The sequence below is a fragment of the Halorubrum sp. 48-1-W genome (genome assembly GCF_003287355.1).
GTDB lineage: Archaea > Halobacteriota > Halobacteria > Halobacteriales > Haloferacaceae > Halorubrum.
Window position 1 is genome coordinate 54,479 of sequence record NZ_QMIM01000012.1, and the last position, 21,652, is coordinate 76,130.

At 69.5% G+C, this 21,652-nt stretch carries 23 protein-coding genes; 12 read left to right on the plus strand and 11 right to left on the minus strand.

All coding sequences use genetic code 11. From position 1 onward, the window contains the following. The first annotated feature begins 45 nt into the window (after positions 1–45). On the plus strand, positions 46–1,140 hold the full coding sequence (locus tag DQW50_RS06615; protein ID WP_112078500.1) for an NAD(P)/FAD-dependent oxidoreductase: 1,095 nt from the start codon (positions 46–48) through the stop codon (positions 1,138–1,140). 62 nt (positions 1,141–1,202) lie between these two features. Here DQW50_RS06615 and DQW50_RS06620 read toward each other — a convergent pair whose 3' ends face one another. After that, entirely contained in the window at positions 1,203–2,729 is a 1,527-nt protein-coding gene (locus tag DQW50_RS06620; RefSeq protein ID WP_112078501.1) for a carboxypeptidase M32, read from the minus strand. Positions 2,730–2,994: 265 nt separating this feature from the next. Here DQW50_RS06620 and DQW50_RS06625 point away from each other — a divergent pair, with 265 nt between their 5' ends. Both DQW50_RS06625 and DQW50_RS06630 read left to right on the plus strand, forming a co-directional pair. Beyond that, positions 2,995–4,107, plus strand: coding sequence for an acyltransferase (locus tag DQW50_RS06625; protein ID WP_112078502.1), 1,113 nt, complete (start codon positions 2,995–2,997; stop codon positions 4,105–4,107). A 78-nt stretch (positions 4,108–4,185) separates the two neighbouring features. Then, entirely contained in the window at positions 4,186–5,232 is a 1,047-nt protein-coding gene (locus DQW50_RS06630; RefSeq protein ID WP_112078503.1) for a low specificity L-threonine aldolase, read from the plus strand. Positions 5,233–5,272: 40 nt separating this feature from the next. On the opposite strand, the gene DQW50_RS06635 is transcribed toward DQW50_RS06630, so the two are convergent. Continuing rightward, the gene (locus DQW50_RS06635) at positions 5,273–5,650 is read right to left on the minus strand and encodes a hypothetical protein (protein WP_112078504.1); all 378 of its coding nucleotides are present in this window, start codon (positions 5,648–5,650) and stop codon (positions 5,273–5,275) included. 129 nt (positions 5,651–5,779) lie between these two features. Between DQW50_RS06635 and nth the strand changes: the two genes are divergently transcribed. The 3 genes from nth (at position 5,780) to DQW50_RS18710 (ending at position 7,440) form a co-directional block, all read left to right on the plus strand. Continuing rightward, the gene (nth, locus tag DQW50_RS06640; protein WP_112078505.1) at positions 5,780–6,463 is read left to right on the plus strand and encodes an endonuclease III; all 684 of its coding nucleotides are present in this window, start codon (positions 5,780–5,782) and stop codon (positions 6,461–6,463) included. 145 nt (positions 6,464–6,608) lie between these two features. Beyond that, positions 6,609–7,163 (plus strand): DoxX family protein, encoded by a 555-nt coding sequence (locus tag DQW50_RS06645; protein ID WP_112078506.1) that lies wholly within the window; start codon positions 6,609–6,611, stop codon positions 7,161–7,163. An 85-nt stretch (positions 7,164–7,248) separates the two neighbouring features. After that, entirely contained in the window at positions 7,249–7,440 is a 192-nt protein-coding gene (locus DQW50_RS18710; RefSeq protein WP_112078507.1) for a VOC family protein, read from the plus strand. A gap of 73 nt (positions 7,441–7,513) precedes the next feature. Here the strand turns inward: DQW50_RS18710 and DQW50_RS06655 are convergent, their stop codons facing one another. Further along, entirely contained in the window at positions 7,514–8,032 is a 519-nt protein-coding gene (locus DQW50_RS06655) for a hypothetical protein (RefSeq protein ID WP_112078508.1), read from the minus strand. Between the two features lie 185 nt (positions 8,033–8,217). Here DQW50_RS06655 and DQW50_RS06660 point away from each other — a divergent pair, with 185 nt between their 5' ends. Further along, entirely contained in the window at positions 8,218–8,493 is a 276-nt protein-coding gene (locus tag DQW50_RS06660; protein ID WP_112078509.1) for a cytochrome C oxidase subunit IV family protein, read from the plus strand. Between the two features lie 66 nt (positions 8,494–8,559). Next, on the plus strand, positions 8,560–9,309 hold the full coding sequence (locus DQW50_RS06665) for a GNAT family N-acetyltransferase (protein WP_112078510.1): 750 nt from the start codon (positions 8,560–8,562) through the stop codon (positions 9,307–9,309). Positions 9,310–9,342: 33 nt separating this feature from the next. Here the strand turns inward: DQW50_RS06665 and DQW50_RS06670 are convergent, their stop codons facing one another. Then, on the minus strand, positions 9,343–10,335 hold the full coding sequence (locus tag DQW50_RS06670) for an NAD-dependent epimerase/dehydratase family protein (protein WP_112078511.1): 993 nt from the start codon (positions 10,333–10,335) through the stop codon (positions 9,343–9,345). A 119-nt stretch (positions 10,336–10,454) separates the two neighbouring features. After that, positions 10,455–10,616, minus strand: coding sequence for a hypothetical protein (locus DQW50_RS18135; protein WP_198664626.1), 162 nt, complete (start codon positions 10,614–10,616; stop codon positions 10,455–10,457). An 80-nt stretch (positions 10,617–10,696) separates the two neighbouring features. On the opposite strand from DQW50_RS18135, the gene DQW50_RS06675 reads away from it, so the two are divergent. Then, a complete protein-coding gene (locus DQW50_RS06675; protein WP_112078512.1) occupies positions 10,697–11,278 on the plus strand; it encodes a DUF6677 family protein in 582 nt (193 codons plus the stop codon). A gap of 88 nt (positions 11,279–11,366) precedes the next feature. Here the strand turns inward: DQW50_RS06675 and DQW50_RS06680 are convergent, their stop codons facing one another. Beyond that, a complete protein-coding gene (locus DQW50_RS06680) occupies positions 11,367–12,020 on the minus strand; it encodes an alpha/beta hydrolase (protein WP_112078513.1) in 654 nt (217 codons plus the stop codon). 101 nt (positions 12,021–12,121) lie between these two features. Beyond that, positions 12,122–12,586 carry a DUF5799 family protein gene (locus DQW50_RS06685; protein ID WP_112078514.1) on the minus strand — a complete coding sequence of 155 codons (465 nt, stop codon included), beginning with the start codon at positions 12,584–12,586 and terminating at the stop codon, positions 12,122–12,124. Between the two features lie 93 nt (positions 12,587–12,679). On the opposite strand from DQW50_RS06685, the gene DQW50_RS06690 reads away from it, so the two are divergent. Beyond that, entirely contained in the window at positions 12,680–13,099 is a 420-nt protein-coding gene (locus DQW50_RS06690) for a halocyanin domain-containing protein (protein WP_112078515.1), read from the plus strand. Positions 13,100–13,277: 178 nt separating this feature from the next. Here DQW50_RS06690 and DQW50_RS06695 read toward each other — a convergent pair whose 3' ends face one another. Beyond that, positions 13,278–14,468 carry an amidohydrolase gene (locus DQW50_RS06695; protein WP_112078516.1) on the minus strand — a complete coding sequence of 397 codons (1,191 nt, stop codon included), beginning with the start codon at positions 14,466–14,468 and terminating at the stop codon, positions 13,278–13,280. 238 nt (positions 14,469–14,706) lie between these two features. Between DQW50_RS06695 and DQW50_RS06700 the strand changes: the two genes are divergently transcribed. Then, positions 14,707–15,909, plus strand: coding sequence for a redox-regulated ATPase YchF (locus tag DQW50_RS06700; protein ID WP_112078517.1), 1,203 nt, complete (start codon positions 14,707–14,709; stop codon positions 15,907–15,909). 48 nt (positions 15,910–15,957) lie between these two features. On the opposite strand, the gene DQW50_RS06705 is transcribed toward DQW50_RS06700, so the two are convergent. Further along, complete coding sequence (locus DQW50_RS06705) at positions 15,958–17,844, minus strand: aldehyde ferredoxin oxidoreductase family protein (protein ID WP_112078518.1); 1,887 nt, start codon at positions 17,842–17,844, stop codon at positions 15,958–15,960. A gap of 149 nt (positions 17,845–17,993) precedes the next feature. On the opposite strand from DQW50_RS06705, the gene yqeC reads away from it, so the two are divergent. After that, a complete protein-coding gene (gene yqeC, locus DQW50_RS06710) occupies positions 17,994–18,746 on the plus strand; it encodes a selenium cofactor biosynthesis protein YqeC (protein ID WP_112078519.1) in 753 nt (250 codons plus the stop codon). A gap of 67 nt (positions 18,747–18,813) precedes the next feature. Here yqeC and DQW50_RS06715 read toward each other — a convergent pair whose 3' ends face one another. After that, positions 18,814–20,247, minus strand: coding sequence for a hypothetical protein (locus DQW50_RS06715; RefSeq protein ID WP_112078520.1), 1,434 nt, complete (start codon positions 20,245–20,247; stop codon positions 18,814–18,816). A 153-nt stretch (positions 20,248–20,400) separates the two neighbouring features. Then, positions 20,401–21,546: an N-methyl-L-tryptophan oxidase gene (solA, locus tag DQW50_RS06720; protein WP_112078521.1), complete on the minus strand. Its 1,146-nt coding sequence runs from the start codon at positions 21,544–21,546 to the stop codon at positions 20,401–20,403. Positions 21,547–21,652 lie beyond the last annotated feature (106 nt).

Genomic DNA, 21,652 nt, shown 5'->3' on the forward strand with positions numbered 1-21,652 from the left:
TCCCCGACAACTGTTAGCCCCTCGCGTTCGTATACCCGTATAACGATGACCACAATCGGTATCGTCGGCGCGGGCGCGGCCGCGGCCGCAGCGACGCACGTCCTCGACGCCGCCGTCCCGGACGCGGAGGTGACCGTCCTCGAGAAGTCGGGCGGGCTCTGTGGTCGGGCCGCGACCCGACGGAACGACGACCGGGACCTCGTGTACGACTACGGCGCGAACTACCTCAAGTCCGACGACGACCGCGTCGTCGAACTCGTCACCGAGACGCTCGACGACGAGGGGATGGTCGACGCGACCGAACCTATCTACACCTTCGACGAGTCCGGGGAGGTGTCGCCCGGCCGCGACGACGACGACCACAAGTGGAGCTACCGAACGGGGCTCACCCAGATCGCCAAACGGCTGTTCGGCGGGACCGACGCGACGGTCCACCGACGGACCCGGGTCGAGACGATCCGGCGGGAGGGCGACGACGGCGGAGGGCGGGGGGACACCGACGCCGGAACTTGGACCCTCGTCGACGACGAGGGCGACGTGTGGGGCCCCTTCGACGTCCTGCTCGTGAACCCGCCGGCCCCGCAGACCGCCGAACTGCTCGCCGACGCCGAGTGGGAGTCGCCGGCCCGCGACCGGCTCCGGTCAGCCACCGCCGACGTGGACTACCGCACCGTCTGGACCGCGGTCCTCCACTACTCCTTCCCGCTCGAGAGACCGTACTACGGGCTCGTGAACACCGACAAGGAGCACGCGGTCGGCTGGATCTCCCGCGAGGAGTGTAAGGCCGGCCACGTGCCCGACGGCGAGTCGCTGCTCGTCGTCCAGGCCGGCGGCGAGTGGTCGGCCGAACGCTACGACGCCGACCCCGTCGACAACCTCGCCGAACTCGCCGGCCACGCCGCCGACATCGTGGGCGACGACCGCCTCGTCGATCCGGACTGGACCGACCACCAGGGGTGGCGCTACGCGATCCCGGAGGGTGAACTCGAGCGCGACCCGGATGACGGGGAAGATCCCGTCGACGCGGCCGCCCGCGAGGGGCTGTACGTCCTCGGCGACTGGGTCGCCGGCGAGGGGCGGGTCCACGCCGCGCTCGCGAACGGGCTCGACGTGGGCGAGCGGGTCGCCCGGGAGGTCTGAGTCGCCTACGATATCCGGTCACCGGACGAGGCCAGGTGTCGTCGAAACGCGTCCTCGGGGGCCTAGAGGCCGTACAGCTCGCCGTACTTCGCCTCGACGTAGTCGGTGAAGGCGTCTGCCGAGAAGTCCTCGCCGGTCGCCCGTCGCACCAGCTCGTTCGTCTCGTAGCGTGAGCCGTGTCGGTGGACGTTCTCTCCGAGCCACTCGCGGAGCGGGTCGAACTCGCCGTCGGCGATGGATCCCTCGAGGTCGTCGACGTCGTCCTCGGCTACGTCGTACAGCTGGGCGGCCATGACGGACCCGAGCGAGTACGTCGGGAAGTAGCCGAAGTTACCGTGGCTCCAGTGGATGTCCTGGAGACAGCCCTCTGTGTCGGTCTCGGGACGGACCCCGAGGTACTCCTCGTACTTGTCGTTCCAGGTCTCGGGCACGTCCTCGACGGCGAGGTCGCCGCGTATCAGGTCGCGTTCGATCTCGAAGCGGACGACGATGTGGAGGTGGTAGGTGAGCTCGTCGGCCTCGACGCGGATGAGGTTGTCCTCGTACACCTGATTTACGGCCTCGTAGGCGTCCTCGACGGTCGCATCGGCGGTCTCGGGGAAGCGGTCCTGGAACGTCGGGAGGAACAGCTCCCAGAACGCCCGGCTCCGGCCGACGTGGTTCTCCCAGAGCCGCGACTGCGACTCGTGGACCGAGAGGTCACGCGACTCGCCGAGCGGGGTCCCCCAGTGCTCCTGCGGGAGTCCGAGGCTGTACTGGGCGTGACCGAACTCGTGGATCGTCGAGCCGATCGCGCCGAGCGGCTCGGACTCGTCGAACCGCGTCGTCACCCGACAGTCGAACTGGTTGCCGGCGGTGAAGGGGTGCGAGGAGACGTCGAGCCGGCCGCGGTCGAAGTCGTAGCCGACGAGTTCCAGGGCGTCGCGTGCGAGCGCCTCCTGCTCCGCTGGGGGGAACGTTCCCTCGAAGGTGTCGACGGCGAGGTCGCGGTCGGATGCGCGGATCTCGTCGATCATGGGAACGAGCGTCTCCCGCAACTCTTCGAGGATCGCCTCGGTGCGCTCGATCGACAGGCAGGGCTCGTACTCCTCGAAGAGCACCGCGTAGGGGTCGCGGTCGGGGTCGACGTGCTCGGCGTACTCGCGTTTGAGCTCGACGTGTTTCTCCAGGTACGGCGCGAACGACTCGAAGTCGTCCTCGGCTTTCGCCTCCTCCCAGGCCGCGAGCGCCTCCGAACTCGTCTCTGAGATCTCCTCGATCAGTTCCCCGGGAACGGCGTCGGCGCGGTCGTACTCCCTGCGGACCTCGCGGACGACCGCCGCCCGTTCGTCGGCCAGCTCGGTCCCCTCGAGTTCGTCGAGGAGCTCGCCGGTCTCGTCGTCGGTCAGCATGTCGTGGCGGACCGACGAGAGCGTCGAGAGCTGTTTCGAGCGGGCGGGCGTGCCGCCCTCGGGCATCATCACCTGCTGGTCCCAGCCGAGCACGCCGGCAGCGCTGCCGACCGCGTTCCAGCGTCTCGCGCGCTCGAGGAGGGCGTCGTACGCGTCCGGCGCGTCGGACCCGTCGTCGGATACGGCTTCCGTTGCCATACCGCGTGGAACGGTCGGGTCCGTTAAGAAGGGACCGAACCCGGTAGCGCCGGTTCGGGCGGGTCGTCCGCTATGGGGTCGTCCTCAGCCCTCTCTCATCCATCCGTTCCCCCTCAATTCGTTCCGCCTCCATCCCCCTCCTTGCTCCGATCGACCTGTGGTCCGGCGCCATGTCCCGGCGCCGTGTCCGGGAAACGGTTCGCGGATCGAGAGCGACGAGTCGCGAGTAGAAACGGTCATTAGCGCGCGGATCCGACGCCGGGCAATGGCCGAGCGCGTTCACAGCGTCGACGCGATGCGCATCGTCGCGGTCGTGTTCGTCGTGTTGATCCACACCGACCCGTTCCAGGGGCTCGGGACCGCCGGCAACGCCGTCAACTTCGGGATCAAGACGACCGCGCGGTTCGCGGTGCCGTTCTTCTTCGTCGCGTCCGGCTACTTCTTCGCGCGCAAGGCGGCCGACCGTGATCCCCGCGCATATCTCGCCCGCCGAGCCGTCGCGCTCGGGTCGGTGTACGCCTTCGGGCTCGTCCTCGCTGTGCCGGCGTTCCTCGGGGGACGGATGGCGCGCGACGCGACGGCCGGACGCTCGATCGTCGACACCGCGTTGGGCGAACTCCCCGCGTTCTTCGACCCGGTCGAGTTCCTGTACTACGGAACCTCCGTCTCGGAGGTCCTCTGGTTCCTCCCGGCGCTCCTGTTCTCGCTCGCGTTCGTGGCCGCGTTCGCGGTGGCCGGACGAACGGACCTCGCCCTCCCGGTCGCGCTGTGTTTCCACCTCGTGGGCCTGCTCGGAACGAGCTACACGATGGTCGTCGACGTGCCCTTCGAGGTCCGCGACGGGTTGTTCTTCGGGTTCTTTTACGTGAGCCTGGGCTACACCGTCGGCAGGCGGGGATGGACCCCGGCGCGGGACCGGAGTCGGGCACTGCTCGGGCTCGTCGCGTGTTTCGCCGTCCTCCAGCTGGTCGAGTTCTCGTTGCTCGGGTATCCCCTACGTGGCGAGCCGTTCGGCTCGTACGTCTTCGCCCCGAGCTACGGGGTCTCGACGGCGCTTCTCACCGTCTCGTTGTTCCTGTTTCTGCTCTCGAGACCTCGGCTCGGGGCCGACACGCCACTCCCCTCGTGGGGCGTCTACGCCGTGGGGATCTACGTCGTTCATCCCGTGGTTTTGGAGGCGGTTCGGGCGCTCCGCGACGCGTTGACAGCGGCGGGATACGGGGTCGGCGCGGAGGTGTTCTGGCACCTGGGCGCAACGCCGGCGACGCTACTCGGCGCGCTCGCGCTCTACCGGCTCGCCCACCGGCTCCGGATAGTCGAGATCGGCGGGACCCACCTCCCGGGCGCGCCGCTATTGTCCTCGCGCTGGCCGCGGTAACGGGGCGCGGTCGTCGCTCGGAGGGACCGGCCTCGAGCGCGAGCTATTTCACGCCGGCCGCGAAAAGGCTCCCAAGGAATGTCCACCGACGACTTCATCGACATGCGATCGGACACCGTCACCCGACCGTCCGAGGCCATGCGCGAGGCCGCCCGCGACGCCGACGTCGGCGACGACGTGTACCGCGACGACCCGACGGTCAACGAGCTGGAGCGCCGCGCGGCCGAGGCCGTCGGCATGGAAGCCGCCCTCTACACTCCGTCGGGGACGATGGCCAACCAGATCGCCGTCAACGTCCACACGGAACCCGGTCAGGAGCTCCTCTTGGAGCGGGAGTCACACATCTACCGCTGGGAGCTCGCCGGCGCGTCGGCGCTCTCCGGGCTCCAGACCCGGACGATCGACGCCGGCGACCGCTGTGTTCCGACGCCCGAAGAGGTCGAGGAGGCGATCGTCGAGGAGGACCTCCACCGGCCGGGGACCGGTCTCCTGACGCTCGAGAACACGCACAACTACCGCGGCGGGAGGGCCGTGCCCAAAGACCGGATCGACGCCGCTGCTACCGCCGCACGCGACGCCGGAGTGCCGGTTCACCTCGACGGCGCGCGCGTGTTCAACGCGAGCGTCGCGCTCGACGAGCCCGCGCCCGCCCTCGTCTCCGAGATCGACAGCGTCACCTTCTGTCTCTCGAAGGGGCTCGGCGCGCCGGTCGGCTCGGTCCTCGCCGGCGAGGAGGCGTTCATCGAGGACGCCCGGCGGGTGCGCAAACTGTTCGGCGGCGGGATGCGGCAGGCGGGGATGATCGCCGCACCCGGACTGCTCGCGTTGGAGAACGTCGATCGGCTCGCCGAGGACCACGCGAACGCCGCCGACCTCGCTGCCGGACTCGACGACCTCCCGGGCGTCTCGGTTCCCGACCCCGACACGAACATCGTCGTCGCCGACACCGAGGCCGCCGGGATCGAGGCGAGCGACTTCGTCGATGCCTGTACCGACGCCGGCGTCGGCTGCGGGGAGTTCGACACGTACACGACCCGGTTCACGACGAACCTCGATATCGACGCCGAGGACGTCGCCGACGCGGTCGACCGCGTGAGCGCGGTCGTCGAGGACCTCTCGGCGTAGCCCACGGGGTCGTCCCGTTCTCGTCCCGCTCTCGTCCCGTTCACCCCGACCCGGTCGCGACCCACATCAGCCGGACGTTCGAGGCCGTGAGGTATAGCCCGACGGCGGTCAGGAGGACGGGTGGGAAGTAATACAGGAGCCCGTCGCCGTCGCGGGCGCCGACGACGCTGATCCACAACATGACGAGGTACACCGCGATCTTGAGCGCGACGAGCCCGGCGAGCCCGAAGGAATCCAGCGCCAGGGCGACGATCGGATTGGCCTCGTCGATCTCGGGAACGTACGTGAGGAAGGCGATCGTCGAGACGATGTCGCCGACGCCGTACGTCGACGTCGCGGCGATCCAGAGGGTGTAGAACTCCCTCGGCCGCCGCAGGTACGCGGGATGGCGCCGGCGCCGATCGCGGGATCGTGACACGTCGGCTCCTCCATCGGAGGGACCCTGAAAGTATCGCTCCGCGGGCGTGCCCGGACGCGTCCGTCTACCTGTTTGAACGACCCGGGACGGTTCCGGATCGTTTTATGTCGACCGGCGACTGCGACGCGTATGGGAACGCCGCTCGAACCGCGCGAGGCGCAAGTCGAGGAGGTTCTCGAGAGGCTGTACGAGGAGTACCCCGACTCCACCATCTCGCTGAACTACTCGAACCGGCTGGAACTGCTCATCGCCGTGATCCTCTCGGCACAGTGTACCGACGAGCGCGTCAACGCGGTCTGTGCCGACCTCTTCGAGACGTACCGGACGCCCGAAGAGTACGCGAACGCACCCCAGGAGGAGCTGGCCGAGGCGATCGACTCGATCACCTACTACAACAACAAGGCGAAGTACATCCGTTCGGCGTGTGCGGACATCGCGGAGAAACACGGGGGCGAGGTCCCGGACACCATGTCCGAGCTCACCGACCTCGCGGGCGTGGGACGGAAGACCGCCAACGTCGTGCTCCAGCACGGTCACGACGTCGTCGAGGGGATCGTCGTCGACACGCACGTCCAGCGGCTCACCCGCCGGCTGGGGATCACGGAGGCTGAGCGACCGGCGGCGATCGAGGAGGACCTCCTCGGGATCGTTCCGGAGGAGGACTGGCAACAGTTCACTCATCTCATGATCGACCACGGGCGCGCGACGTGTACCGCGATCAACCCCGACTGTGCGGACTGCGTGCTGGCCGACCTGTGTCCCTCCGCGAAACCCGACGCAGTCGTCGACCTGGCGAGCGGTGAGGAGTGGTGAACACGGGACACAGTGACTGGGGACGTGCGGGTGTGCCAATAAAGACCCCGCCGACCGGGGGAGTCGGCGGTTTCCTTCCCCGGACCGTGGAACCCGCTTCCCCCCTTATGTGTCCGTCCGGAGTATCCGGAACCGGAGAGAGACAATGTCCACGAAAACCACGAACGAGTTCGGTGGAGAGTTCGGCGGGATCACCCTGCTCGGGAAGGCCCACTCGCTTTCGGCGCTGTTCATCGTCCTGCTTCGGGCGGCCATCGGCGGAATGATCCTGTTCGCGGGGCTCGGCAAGGTGACGGAGTGGCCGTTCGACGCGGCCGGCTACCTCGCCAACGTCGACCCCGCGAGCCCGGTCAGCGGCCTCTACGCCTCGATGGCGTCGATGCCGGCGCTCATGGAGGTCGTCAACGTCGTCGTCCCGGTCACGCAGGTGCTCATCGGCGTGGCGCTCATCGCCGGGGCGTTCGTCCGGCTGGCCGCGCTCGGCGGGGCGCTCCAGATGACGATGTTCTACCTCGGCGGCTGGAGCGGCGACGCCATGGCGCTGTTCGACTCGACGCTGATCTACGCGGTCGTGTTCCTCACGGTCGCCGCGTTCGGCGCGGGTCGCGTGCTGGGCCTCGACGCGTACATCGAGCGGCTGAACGTCGGCGGACAGGCGCTCGTCGAGCGCGTCCCGAAGCTCCGGTACGTCCTCGGATAGCTCCGACTTCCCCCGGCAACACCGACGTCAGCCGGTTTCTATTCCGTTCTCGAGTGTGCATGTACTCCCGACACGTAGCTCGGGTATGACTCGATCTCTCGCGACACCCGGGATCCACCACGTGACCGCGATCGCCGGCGATCCGAACGCCACCCACACCTTTTATACCGAGACGCTCGGCGAGCGGCTCATACTCCCCGAGTGGTCGGAGGACCGACGCGAGGAGATCGAGGCGGGGCTCCCGGCGCTCGAAACGGAATCCCCCTCGGTGGAGTGACGGACGGTTTCACCGAGGGTCGGACGGTTTCACCGAGGGTCGGACGACTTCACCGAGGGCCGGACGGTTTCACCTAGCGCAGACACGCCCACCGCACGTCGACGAGTTGGTCGCGCTCTCCGCTTATCGTCGGCTGCGTGAGGTGGTCGTTGGCGTCGACGCCGCGCTCGGCGAGCCCCAGGAGGGCCTCCTCGAGCGAGCGGTCCGATCGCTCCACGCTGGCGTCGCGGACGTACGGCACGTCCCGCGGCTCGTCGACCGAGTTGGCCGTCTCTATCCGGTCGGTGAGCTCGCTACCGAACGCGTGGGGGGGCTGGTGGAACTCCCAGCCGTTGACGGTGACGAGCAACCAGACGTCGCCGTGGACCGCGTGGTACTCCCCGGAGACGGCGGCGGGGTCGCCGGCGACGATCCGGTTCAGTACCTCGGTTTTCGTCCGATACAGCGCGTCCTTTCGGGCGGAAGCGACGTTGCTGTCGGTGACGTCGTTGCGGTCGTAGGCGGCGGTCGCCTCGTTGGCGAGCCGTTTCGCGACCTTGTTCACGACGTAGAGCGATTCGAGCAGGTCGTCGTCGGGTTCGAGCGGTTCCACGGTCTCCCTCGGCGGATCGACGACAACTCCGCGCGTCGCGGGCAAATACGTTTCGGGCCGTCGAGATATCGGATACGTTTCGGGCCGTCGGGGTCACGGATCGACGGCAGTCGACCCACGATCGCGACCGCCGGTTCCCCGGATGGTTAATTCTTTAAGCACGCGGACGAAGGTGACTCCAAGAAATGTCGTCCGACTCCGTCAAACTGTACTCGGCGATATACGTCGCGCTCCTGTTCGCGGCGATCCTGAACTTCGTTCTCTTCGAGGTGGAGTTCTTCGGCTTCTCGTACTGGGAGGCGTTCGCCGGGACGATGATCATCTCCGTGGTCAAGACCGTCCTCATCGTCGCGTACTTCCAGCACCTGCGGTGGGAGAACCCCTCGTTGACGTACCTGATGGGACTGGCGCTCGCGTTGACCATGTTGCTCATGGCCGCTGCGGCGTACTCGATCTCCTAACCGGACGACGAGGCACGTGATCGTCCCGTCGCGGAACTTTTTGTAGTCGTAGCGACACGGGTCGGTATGGATCTGCGACCAGCCACCGCCGACGACGTCGGATCGATCCGTGAGGTAGCGTTAGCGTCGCTCACCGCCTCCTACGGCCACGCGGTCGACGAAACCTTGCTTTCGGAGGCCGTCGAGAACTGGTACGGCGCCGACGACGTGGGCGAGGACATCGCCGACCCGGACACCGTCTGTCCGGTCGCGGTCGTCGACGGCGAGGTCGTCGCGTTCGCGGAGAGCTACGTCGTCGACCGCCGCGAGCGAGTCGGCGAGATCGACTGGCTCCACGTCCACCCGGACCACCGCGAGTCAGGGATCGGCTCGGCGCTGCTCGAGCGCGTCGAGGACGAACTGCGCGACCGCGACGTCGACAGCATCGAGGCGAAGGTCCTCGTCGACAACGAGGCGGGGGCCGCCTTCTACGAGCGCGAGGGGTACGAGCTCTCGGGCGAGCGCGTCGTCGACATCGGCAGTGAGGAGTTCGACGAACGGCTCTACCGCAAGCGGGTCGGGACCGACGGAACCCTCCGCGAAGGGATCTACGAGACGGCCGACGGCGAGACGGTGTACGTCGCGTTCGACGAGGTCGAGCGCGGCTCGAAGGCGCCCTTCTACGTCGCGTACGCCGACGCCGACCACGCCGAGCGGTACGGCTACTTCTGTGGGAACTGCGAGGGGACGAACGTCGCGATCGACACGATGGACGCCATGGAGTGTCTCGACTGTGAGAACCGGCGGAAGGCGGCGCGGTGGGACGCGGCGTACTGAGGGACGGAACGACAGCGTACGGACGTCGCCCGCCTACAGCGTCTCTTTCACGCCCAACACGCGTTCTTCCGCCTCGCGTCCGGGATCCCACTCGCTCCCGTCGCGATCCGACTCGCGGTGGTCGGCGACGCTCCGTGCCATCGCCTCCTCGACGGCCGTCGACTCCCAGCCGAGGTCGGCGAGCGCGCAGGTGTCGAGCAGGTGCGGGTACTCCCGGTAGAGCGTGAAGTCGGTCGGCTCGAGCCCGCCCACTGCGAGCGCGTCCGCGCCCGCGGGGACGACGGTGACCTCGGTGTCCGCGACGTCGGCGATCGTCTCCAGCGTCTCTTCGAGAGTGAGCGCCCGGCGGTCGCCGACGTTGTACGCCGTGCCCGACTCGCCGCGCTCCGCGACGATCCGGAGCGCCCGCGCCACGTCCTCGACGTACGCCCGGTGCCAGAGGTTGTCCCCGTCGCCCGGAACGACCACCCGGTCGTGGGTGAGGACGCGGTCGATCCAGTAGTCGAGCCGCTCGGTGTAGTCGTGCGGGCCGTACACGATACACGGCCTGACGGACGTCGCGTTGACGCCCGCCTCGGCGGCAGTGAAGACCGCCCGGTCGCCCGCGGCCTTCCGGTTGCCGTAGGTCGCGCCGCTTTCGTCGACCGCCTGTTCGGGCGAACACGCCTCGAGGGGCGTCTCGCCCTCGCGTTTCGGGACGTGTTCGGCCGCGTAGGCGGCCCCGGAGGAGACGTACACGTAGCCGTCGACGTCGGCGAAGATCTCGGTCGCCGTCACGACGTCGGCGGGGTGGTATGCCACGCAGTCGATCACGACGTCGGGGTCGACGGACAGCTTCGCGGCCTCCAGGTCGCGGTCGTTCGTTCGGTCGCCCTCGACGTGTGAGACGCGCTCTTCGTCCGCGAACGGGTCCTCGCGGTTCCCGCGGGTCAAGGTCGTGACCCGGTAGCCGTTCTCGAGGAGGTCCGCGACCGTGTGCCGGCCGATGAACCGCGTGCCGCCGATGACGAGCGCCGTGTCGGTCATACCGGACCTCCGGCGGGGGACGTCAAAAGGGTAGTCGAAGCGGAAGCCGGGGGAGGCGGTCGTTCGCGGATCCGTGTTCGGCAGTCAGCGATCGTCGGCAGAGGGTCGGCAGTCGGCGGTCACTCGTCCGCCTCGCCGTCATCGTCGGTCTCGCGGGGTCCGTCGCCGCGCCACCGCCTGTACAGGAGGTACGCCACCACGAACCCGCCCCCCCAGTAGACGACGGCGAAGAGGGCGATCCGGAGCCCCGTCAGTAGCTCAGTCGTCGGGATCCCGGCCATGATTCGACTGTGTGTCTCGGAGGCATAAACGCTCCGAGGGAGGGACAACTACACGGGCCCGGAGTCCGTACCGCCGAGACATGAGCGAGATCCGTCGACGGCGGCCGTGGCTCGCCGTTCTGTTAGCGCTGTTGATATCCGGTCTCGGCCACGCCTATCTCCGACGGTGGGCCCGCGCGTTCGGCTGGTACGTGGCGATAACGGCGACGCTCGTCTTCCTCGTGCCGGACGCGGCCGTCGACAAGCTGTTGGCCCGTGAAGCGCCGCCGATCGCCGACATCGCGCCCGGGCTGCTCGCGGTCCTCGCCAGCGTCGTCGACGCGTACGTCCTCGCGGTCCGGAACAACCGGCGCTACGACCGCAAACAACGTACAGCCGACCGGCGCATGGACAGGGCGGGGACGAGGTCGGCCGGGACGGACGCGGTCGAGACGGGGGACCCGGGGGTGGACCCGACCGGCGGAGCCGACGCCGAGCCCGCCGTACGGGACGACGAGCGACCGGCCATGCGGACCGGGTCAGACGATACCGGCGGGAAACCCCCGGGGATGGCCCCGGACACGGTGGAGTGTCCACACTGCGGGAAACGTACCGACGCGGAACTCGACTTCTGTCACTGGTGTACCGAGCCGCTCGACGCCACGAACGGCTCGTTGGGGTGAGGCGGCGTCACACGTCTCCCGTCGCGTTTTCGCCGGCGTCCCGCGTTTTCGCCGGCGTCCCGCGTTCTCGGTGATCGCGGTCGCGTGCTCACTCGAGTCGCGCCTCGACGAACGCGACCACGTCGGCGAGCTCCTCCCGACCGATCCCGTGGCCGGTCGCGTACGTCCCGTAGGTCACGTCCGCGCCGAGTTCGGCGAACCGCTCGACGGCCGTCTCGGCTCTCGATTCGGGGATCACTCGATCGCCCGTGCCGGCACCGACGAAGACGGGCTTGCCCTCGATCCCGTCGGGGCTCAGATCGGCGTGTGAGTCGGCCAGGTAGCCGTGGAGCCCGACGACCCAGTCGTAGGAGCCGGGGTCCTCCACGAGCAGCGAGAAGCTCGTGATCGCGCCCTGACTGAACCCGAGCAACCCGATCCGGTCGGCGTCGAGGTCGTAGGCGTCGGTCGCAGCCGCGACGCTCTCTTCGACCAGATCGAGGCTACGCCGGAAGTCCGCGGGGTTCGGCTGGCTCTCGTGGAGCCCGCCGCCGGAGAGGTCGAACTCGTACCACGTGTAGCCGCCCTGGAGCCGGTCTGGAGCCCGGAGGCTGATCACGTGGAGATCGTCGGGGAGCGACTCGGCGACGGGGAGGAGGTCCTCCTCGTCCGCACCGCGACCGTGGAGCACGAAGACGGCCGGCGCGCCGTCGAGGTCGTCGCCGGGAGCGACGTGAACGTGTTCGAGCGGGATCTCGGTCATGGGGAGCCGTTCGCCGGCTCGGCGGTTGTATCCGTCGACCGCGGCAGTGGGAGGGGGGGTGGGATGAGGAGGAAGAACGTACGGCGCCGGTCGTCGGACCCTCACTCCTGATAGGCGACCCGAACCTGATCCCACTTGCCGACCTCCTCGAGGTGTACCTGGAGCTCGTCGGCGTACTCCTGGACGAGTCGTTCGGCCGCCTCCAGCTCCTCGTCGCTCACGCCGTCGTTTCCGCCGCCGAGCCCGAGCGCGCCCTTGATCGAGGCGACGATTCCCCCGCCGGAGCCTCCGGATCCCCCAGAGCGATCGCCACCCGAACCGCCACCGCCCATCGCGGCGACCTGCGATCGGACGTTCTCCAACTCCGGCATGATCGCCGGCAGGCTCGAGGTGTCGGCGACGATCCGTGCCGTTTCGGGGTCCTCGGAGTTCTCTATCTCGAACTCCGTCGCGGTCATGATGAGCCCCCACTCCTGGCTGGAGAACCGGGAGGCCATCACGCGGTCGTTGAACTCGTTGTCGACGGTCATCCGCTCGCCGACGATCGCGTCGGTCCACTCGCTCATGTGCCCCCTTCGACACAGCAGGTGAAAAACCCGTTCCCACCGCCGGGGAGTCTCCGAGACGTTTTACCGGATCCACACCCTCCGATCGACCACATGGTCGAACATAGCCGTCGCGCGCTCGTCGGGTCCTGTGGTGCCGCCTCGCTCGCCCTCCTCGCCGGCTGTGCCGGGCTGACCGGCGGATCGGGCGGGGGCGGGACCGACGCGGTCGACGCGGATCAGGTCGACCGGACCGGCCGGGAGGCGGTCGAGGTCGCCGTGGGGGCCGGCAACGGACTCGCGTTCGAGCCGGCGAACGTGCGGGTCGACCCCGGAACGACCGTCGTCTGGGAGTGGACCGGCGAGGGCGGCGGCCACAACGTCGCCGACGTCGACGGCGCGTTCGAGTCCGAGCTGACCGACGAGGCTGGCCACACGTTCGAGTACACGTTCGAGGAGGCCGGGACCGTCGAGTACGTCTGTACCCCACACCAGACGCAGGGGATGCGCGGGGTCGTCGAGATCGTGGAGTGAAACGCGCGGGGATCACGGGCTACCCGTCCGGCCCCATCTCGCCCCGCAACCGCGCCACGCCCCCCCGACCTCGTCGCCGGCGACGCCACCGCACGGATCCGACCGGTACCTGGGTCACGTTCGGATCGCCGGTTCGCCGGTGATCCGAGCCGCCGCCCGAACCGTTCCGAGACCCTGCCTACCAGTCGTACTCCTCGCGCGGGTCGACCGCGTCGCGCTCGCGGTCGAAGACGTGTTCGCCGTCGACGAAGACGTGTCGCGTCCGGCTGTCGGTCTCGTAGAAGACGCCGTCCCAGACCGCCACGTCGGCGTCGGTGCCGACCTCCAGGGTGCCCACGCGGTCGTCGATCCCGAGGATCTCGGCCGGGTACCGCGTGACCGCCTCCAGCGCCTCCTCGGCGGGGAACCCCTCGCGGACCGCGAGCCCGACGCAGACGTCGAGGTGCCGTTGGGGCAACACGGGCGCGTCCGTCTGGATGGCGACCTTCACGCCGGCCTCGTGGAGGATCCCCGGCGTCTCGAAGGTGATGTTGCGCAGTTCGTACTTCGCGCCGGAGTACAGCGACGGGCCGACGATCGCCGGCACGTCCCGCTTCGCGAACTCCTCGGCGATCAGGTGGCCCTCGGTGGCGTGCTCGATCGACAGCGACTCGATGCCGAACTCCTCGACGATCCGGAAGACCGTCATGATGTCGTCCGAGCGGTGGGCGTGAACCCGGAGCGGGAACCCCTCGGTGAGCACGCGCGCGAGGTTCTCCATGCCGAGGTCGCGCTCGAACGGCTCGCCCTCGTTGCGGGCGTGCTCGCGCCGGTCGACGTAGTCCTCGGCCTCCATCAACGCGGAGCGGAGGGTGGCCGCGACGCCGGGACGCGTCGAGGGCTGGCGACCCTGCTCCTCGCCGTGGAAGCGCTTCGGGTTCTCGCCCATCGCGGCCTTCATCCCGTCCTCGCGGATCAGCATGTCGTCGGCGGTCAGCCCGTGGGTCTTCATCGAGCAGATGACCCCGCCGATCACGTTCCCGGACCCCATGCGTGCCGACACCGAGGTCACCCCGTTCTGAAACGCGTGTTTCAGCTCCTCGTCGCGGGGGTGGAAGCCGTCGAGCGCGTTGACGTGGGGGGTGACCGACGACGTCCCCTCGTTGTAGTCGCGGTCCTCGGGCTCTCCCCACTCGGCCATGCCGGCGTGGCTGTGGGCATCGACGAGCCCCGGCGTGACGTGGAGCCCCTCGACGTCGACGACGCCCGCCTCCGCGGGCGGATCGACGTCGCCGAGGGCGACGATCTCGCCGTCGTCGATGACGACGGTCGCCTCGATCGTTCCCCGCTCCGTTGCCGTGTGGACGGTCCCGCCGACGAGGGCGTACATGGAACGGCGTTCGACGGCGCGGTACTAAACGGTTCAGGACGTGGACCGGCCGATCGGTGGACGCCACCGGGTTCCCGGAGCGTCGCGCACCGAGCCTTCGCATGCGAACTACCGAGCCTTCGCATGCGAACCACCGAGCCTTCGCATGCGAACCACCGAGCCTTCGCATGCGAACAGTACTCTCACACACGCGCTCCCTCTCGCGTCGCTTTTCACGTCGGACGGCTCACTCCGGGTAATGAGTTACCGGATCGGTCTCGTCGGTAAGCCCTCGGTGGGCAAATCGACCTTCTTCAACGCGGCGACGATGAACGACGTGCCCGAGGGAGCCTATCCCTTCACGACGATCGACCCGAGCGTCGGCGAGGCGTACGTCCGCGTGGAGTGTACAGCGCCGGAGTTCGACGAGACGTGTACCCCGAGCGTCGGCATCTGTCGCGACGGCACGCGGTTCGTCCCGATCGAACTCGTCGACGTGGCCGGGCTGGTCCCGGGCGCTCACGAGGGACGCGGGCTCGGCAACCAGTTCCTCACCGACCTCAACGAGACGGACGCGCTGGTCCACGTCGTCGACTTCTCGGGGACGACCGACATCGAGGGCGAACGAACCGAGGGCCACGACCCCCGCGAGGACATCGACTTCCTCGAAGCGGAGCTCGACGCCTGGTACCTCGACGTGCTCTCGAAGGGGATCGAAAAGTACGAGACGCGTTATCAAGGTTCCGAGGCCGTCATCGAGGAGGAGCTCGCCGAACAGATGTCCGCGTTCGGGACCACCAAAGAGGGGATGAAGCAGGTCATCCTCGCGCAGGGGCTCGAACTCGACCCCGAGACGTGGGACGACGGAGACCGCGAGGCGCTCGCCCGCGAGATCAGAAAGCGCACCAAGCCGATGGTGGTCGCAGCGAACAAGACCGACACCCCCGAGGCGCGGGAGAACTGGGAGGCGATCACCGCCGACCCCGACTACGACCACCTCTCGTTCGTCCCCGTGAGTGCCCACGCCGAGAAGGCGCTCAAGAACGCCCACGAGGCGGGCGTCGTCGACTACATCGCCGGCGACGACGACTTCGCGGTCGTCGGCGACGTCTCCGGCGAGCAGGCCGCGGGCCTCGACGCGATCCGCGAGCACATGACCGAGTACGGCGGGACCGGCGTCCAGACAGCGCTCGAGGCGGCCGTCTTCGACGTGCTCGGCTGTATCGCGGTGTTCCCGGGCTCGGCGAACGGGTCGAGAGACGAGAAGGGCGTCTTCCGCGACTGCTTCCTCCTGCCGGAGGGCGCGACGACGGAGGACTTCGCGTATCACATCCACTCGGACATCGGCGAGGGCCTGCTCCACGGCACCGACTGCCGGAGCGGACGACAGGTCGGGGCCGACCGCGAACTCTCCCATCGCGACGTGATCGAACTGATCTCGACGAAGCAGGCCGCGCCGTAGCCGCGCCGCCGACCCTCGTACGTCCGTCCCCGCACCCGGCCCGTCAGCTCAGTGCTCGTCGGGCTCCCCGGAGTAGACGTCCTCCTCCGCGAGTTCACGGAGATCGAGCCGGTCGAGGAGGTCGTCGGTCGGTCGCCCAGTCTCGTCCCACTCCCGAACCGCGTAGTACTCGTCGAGGAGGGCCTCGAACACGTCGGGATCGATCGGGTCCGCGGAGCCCGATCCATCGTCGTCGCTGGGGTTCGCCCCGGCGATCGCTGTCGGCAGCGCGTCGTCGTCGCGGTCGAACCCCTCCCGGACGTTGTACAGCCGGGTGAGCGTCCACACCCGCTCACCGAGGGTGGCGAGGTCCGCGGGGTCGTGGTCGTACCCGCGGGCAGCGAGCCACTCGGCGACGACCGCGGGGTCGAACACGTCCTCGAGGAAGTCGTCGGCGACGAGACACCACAGCCCGGCCCGGCGGTCCTGCTCGGCTGTGACCGCCGCTACGACGTCGCCGGGGTCGCGTGTACGGGGGGCCATCGCGTCCACCTCGACCGGCCGGGCCCGACGATGGCACGCGCCGCGGTCGCTGGTGGCGTACGCCAGGGCCATCGAGGTCGCGCCGCGCGGGTCGTACGAGGAGAGCTCCATGCCCTTCACCGTGGGGATCAGGTCGTCGCCGCCGAGACCCGTCGCGGCGGCTGTAACGCCGTCGGCGAGGGCGTCGCCCAGTCGGCCCTCCCGCCGTGCGATCTCCTCGATCAGCGATCGCGCGGCCGCTTCGTCGCCGAAGGCGACCTCGCGATCGATCAGTCCCTCCTCGCCGGCGCGGACCGCCCAGGCGACCGCGTTGCCCGCGGAGATGACGTCCATGCCGAGCCGGTCACAGACGCCGCCGAGCGCGGCGACCGCGTCGAAGTCGTCGATCCCGAGGCCAGCGCCGAGGACGATGGGGGTCGCGCCCCGCGGGACGCTGTCGGCGGGAGCGGCGACGTCCTCGCCGTCGTCGGTCCGCGCGTCCCCGTCGTCCGTCCGCGAGTCCCCGTCGTCCGTCCGCGCGTCCGTCTCACCGGCGTGCTCGGTGTCGGCGGGGATCCGGAACCCACCGGGAACCGAGTCATCCTCGCGTTCGCGGCCCGTCGCGCGCTCCCTCGCGCGTTCGATCCCGATCGCGTCCGCGCCCTCGAACCGTCGCTCCTGCCAGCCGCGGGTCGGGAGCACGCCCGCCTCGTTCGCGAAGTCGACCGTCTCGAGGGTGTCGCTCGCTGCCAGCCAGCGCCCCGCGTCGCTGTCGGCGAACGCCGCCCCGTCGCGCTCCCTGAGGGCTGCGAGCCGTCCGGAGGGCTCCGGCGGTGGGTCGCGTGCGACCACCGCCTTCAGGCGTTTCGACCCCATCACCGCGCCCGCACCGCCCCGTCCGGCGTGGTGGTCGCCGCCGTCGGAGGCGATCGTCGCGTACCGGACCGCGTTCTCGCCCGCCGGACCGATACAGGCGATAGCCGCGTCCGGGAACCGGTCGTCAGTCGACGCCGTGTCGAGTCCCCACAGATCGCCCGCGGGCTCGATCGTCGCCTCACCGCCCGAAAGCGAGAGGACGACCGGCTCGTCGGCCGTGCCGGTGACGAGCACGCCGAGGTGTGGCCCGAGGGAGACTGCGAGCCGTCCCGGAAACGTCCCGCCGCCGTAGGAGTCGAGGAACGCGCCCGTGAGCGGCGACTTCGTGATCGCCGCGTAGCGCTGCTCGCCGGGGGTGTAGCCGGTTAGCGGTCCGGTCATTAACGCGAGGGGGTTCGCGGGCGACTCCGGGTCGATCCCGCTACCGGCCGCGTAGAGGTAGCGGGCGCCGAGTCCCTTCCCCCCGACGTACCGCTCGAGCCACCCCTCGGGGACCGGGTCGCTGTCGATCCGACGGGCCGAAAGGTCGACGCGGAGGATCCGGTCCGGTGGGTCCATCACCCCCGTTAGCCGCCGAAACGGGATTAAACCCCACGGTGCCGACGGCGGGCCGAGCGACGGGGTGAGACGGCTCCGCGGTGTCGGAGCCCTCCTGCCGGGACCGACGTGTTTTCGACGTGGGAGCGTAAAACGGGAGGAACGTCATCATGAACGTCGTCGACGCGCTCGATGCGAGCGAGGGAACCACCTGCCTCGTCGGTGCCGGCGGGAAGAAGACGACGCTGTACGCGCTCGCCTCGCGCCTCGATCGGGCCATACTCACCGCAACGGTCCGGATCCCGATCTTCGACCGGCAGGTCGCGACGGTGCGGACGGCGGCGGATCCCGTCACAGCACTCGCCACGGTCCGCGAGGAGTACCACGATCGCGACGGGGAACCCGCGTTCCCGCTGGGGCTCGTCCCCGAACGGGAGCGCGACGACCGATACCGAGGATACGACCCGGAGACGGTCGACCGCCTCTCGGGGGCCCACGACGGCCCCGTATTGGTGAAAGCCGACGGCGCGCGGACGCGGCTCTTCAAGGCACCGAACGACCGCGAACCGCGGATCCCCGCCGGAGCCGACACCGTCGTTCCGGTGGCGAGCGTCCAGGCCGTCGGCGAGCCGCTCTCGGAGGCGGTCGTCCACCGCCCAGAGCGCGTCGCGGCGATCGCCGACGCGACCGTCGGCGACGAGATCACGCCGGAGCTGGTCGGGCGGGTCGTCGCCGACGAGGCGGGTGGGCTGAAGGGCGTCCCCCCGGACGCGACCGCGATCCCACTGGTAAACATGGTCGACGACGACGCGGACGAGGCGGTCGCCAGGGAGATAGCAACAGCGATCCACGAGCACGCGGACGTGCCGCGCGTCGTCCTCGCGCGGATGCACGGGCCGGCGATCGTCGCGGTCGTGACGTGATCGGGTACCGCCGGAGTCAGGTGCTCAACCGAGTCAGCTACCCAGCCGAGTCAGGTAATCAACCGTGTCAGTTTCCCGGCGGTCCGTGGACCGACGAGTCCGCCTCGGTTCCGTTCGTCTCGGTTCCGTTCGTCTCGGTCGTCTCGATCGCGTCGCCAGTCGCGGTCACGGCGACTGAGTCGGTCATCCAGCAGCCGTCGTACCCCGTGGAGGAACCGTCCGAGGCGTTCATCTTTCGCAGTCGGAACTCGTAGCGGCCGGTCGCGGAGCTGTCCTCGTACGTGACGACTCGCACCGTGGCACGGTCGCCATCGATGCCGAGCGGGGTGTACCGCACGGAGTCGTGGCTGAGCATGGGCGCGTAGCTCGTCCCGTCGAAGATCTCGACGAACCCCTCGAAGGTGCTCACAGCCTGGCGGTTTCGCGGCGACGCGAACCGTCTCGTCGTCCGGATCCCGTCGTTGGTCGCCGGGTCGTTGTACCGGAGCGCGTTCATCTGGATCTGGACGACGTGGAGCGGCCCGCGCTCGCAGGTCGGTTCGAGGGCGGTCGCGCGTTCGGCCGCCGACCCGTTCCGGTCGGTCTCCCCCGAATCGGCGAACGGTCCGCCCGAGTCCGTTACGCCGGTGTCGGTCCCGGAATCTCCCACGTCGACCGACCCGGTCGAGTCGGTCGAAGACGAGTCGCTCGACTCCCCCACCCCTTCACTCCCGTCGACCGTGTCCCCCCCGCTCGCCGGCATCGGCTCGCCGTCCGGGTCGAGTCGGTCGCCGACCCCGTCGGAGAGCGACTGATCGGTCAGCGACGCGGCACCCGCGATCGTCGCGAACAGGAGGACGACGACCACGGCGACCGCGAGTCGACCACGGCGGGCGTCGCCGTCGCGCTGGCGGGGTCGACTCGCGGCGATGTCGGGCCTCGGATCGGACGACGACACCGTCGATTCCTGCGCGGTCGAGACGGAACCGGTTCCCCGGTCCGCGGTCAGCCGATCGTCGGCAGTCCGACCCTCCGCGACTCGGTTCCCGGCCGCTCCCGCGGTCCCGTCGGTCTCCCCGGTCGATCCCCGACCGACCGGCCGCCGATCGTACGATCCCGACCGGGCCGGTACCCCGAGGAACCGCTCACACACCGACTCGGCGTCGGCCATCGGCAGGGCGTACAGGAGCCGCTCCCTGAGGTCGTCCGAGGAGACGGTCTCGGGACCGGCGTCGGGGGGGACGGAGCCCTCGTCTGGGAGCACGACCGTCTCGGGGGAGGCACCGGGGCCTCCCTCGTCGGCGGGACGGCTCGCGTCGATCGCGGCGTCCGACGCTGCGGGCGCGACGACGAGGTCGGTTCGACTGCCGTCGCTCCGTACCGTGACGATCGGCGGATCGACGTCGACGTCGTTGCCGGTCGCCGCCCACAACTCGCCGACGAACGCCACGAGGTCGTCCGGGTCGAGGGAGTCGAGCGCGGCTGTGAACTCGGCGGGCGGGATCGGCGCGGGATCGGTCACTGACGGGCCTCCATGCGTACTGATCGTACGGGTCGTGTTCACTTCCCGCTTGCGCCGCTCGTAGTGTCGTGTTCACTTCCCGCTTTCGCCGCTCATGGTGGGTTCACGGCGGGCCGTAACGGCGTCGTGCGCGCGACGGTGAGCCGGTCCCGGTCAGAGTCGGTCGATCGAGTGTGCCGAGACGTCGAGGTCAGTCCGGCCCTCGGTCGCGAAGTCCGCGAGGACCTCGCCGGTGGCGCTCGCGAACTTGAACCCGTGACCGGTGAAGCCGGTGCCGACGGTGACCGAGTCGTACCCCGGCACCCGCCCGAGCACGAAGTCCTCGTCCGCGGAGTACGACTGGAGGCAGGTCCGCAACGCCAGGGTGGGCCCCGCGCCGGCCGGGAAGAACTCCTCGGCGAAACGGCGGTGGAGCTCCTCCTCGGCCGCGGTCGGCTCCCGGTCCATCCGGTCCGGGTCGACGACCTCCCGCTGGTCGCCGGAGTAGCCGAACTTGAACCCCGGCACGTCGTGGACCGGGAAGCCGTAACCGCCGCCGTCCTCGCCGCGGAGCACGAAGACGGGGAACCGGTCCGGCGAGAACAGCTCTGGCTCCGTCGGCTGGAGCCAGGCCATGAGCGCGCGGACGGGGACCGCGTCGTCGGCGACGGAGGGGAGCAGTTCGGCGGTCCACGGCCCCGCCGTCACGACGAGCTCGTCCGCCTCGTAACGGCCCTTGTCCGTGCGGACCCGAACGCCCTCGCCGGTCTCCGACCAGTCGATGGCGCGCTCGCGGGCGCGGACCGTCGCCCCCTCGGCGTGGGCCGCCTCGACGTGGGCGCTCACGCAGCGCTCACAGTCGAGATAACCGCCGTCGGGCTGGAACACCGCCTCGAAGTCGGCCGGGAGGTCGTAGCCGGGGAATCGCTCGTTGACCTCGCCAGCGGAGAGGTCCTCGTAGTCGATGTCGTGGGTCTCACACGCCTCGCGGGCGTTCGCGACCACGTCCGTGCCCGGCGCGCCCGCGTGGACGGAGCCGGTGACGGTGAGGAGGTCTCGCTCCGTCCGCGCCTCCAACTCGCGCCAGCGCTCGTAGGCACGCTCGACGAGCGGCACGTACTCCGGCCCCTCCTGTTGGGCCTTCCGGATGATCCGGGTGCTGCCGTGGGAAGAGCCCATCGCGTGGGGCACGTCGTACCGCTCGATCCCGAGCACGTCGAGGCCGCGCCGTGCCAACTCGTAGGTCGTCGCGCTGCCGACGCCGCCGACGCCGACGACGATCGCGTCGTACCGGTCGTTGCCGTCTCCCGTCCTGCTCATGGTTCCAACAGATGGAGGAGGAGCAAAATCCCCCGAGATCCGGCGGTTCCATCCGGGAACCACGGGCGAACTCGGCGGGAACCACGGGCGAACTCGGCGGGAACCA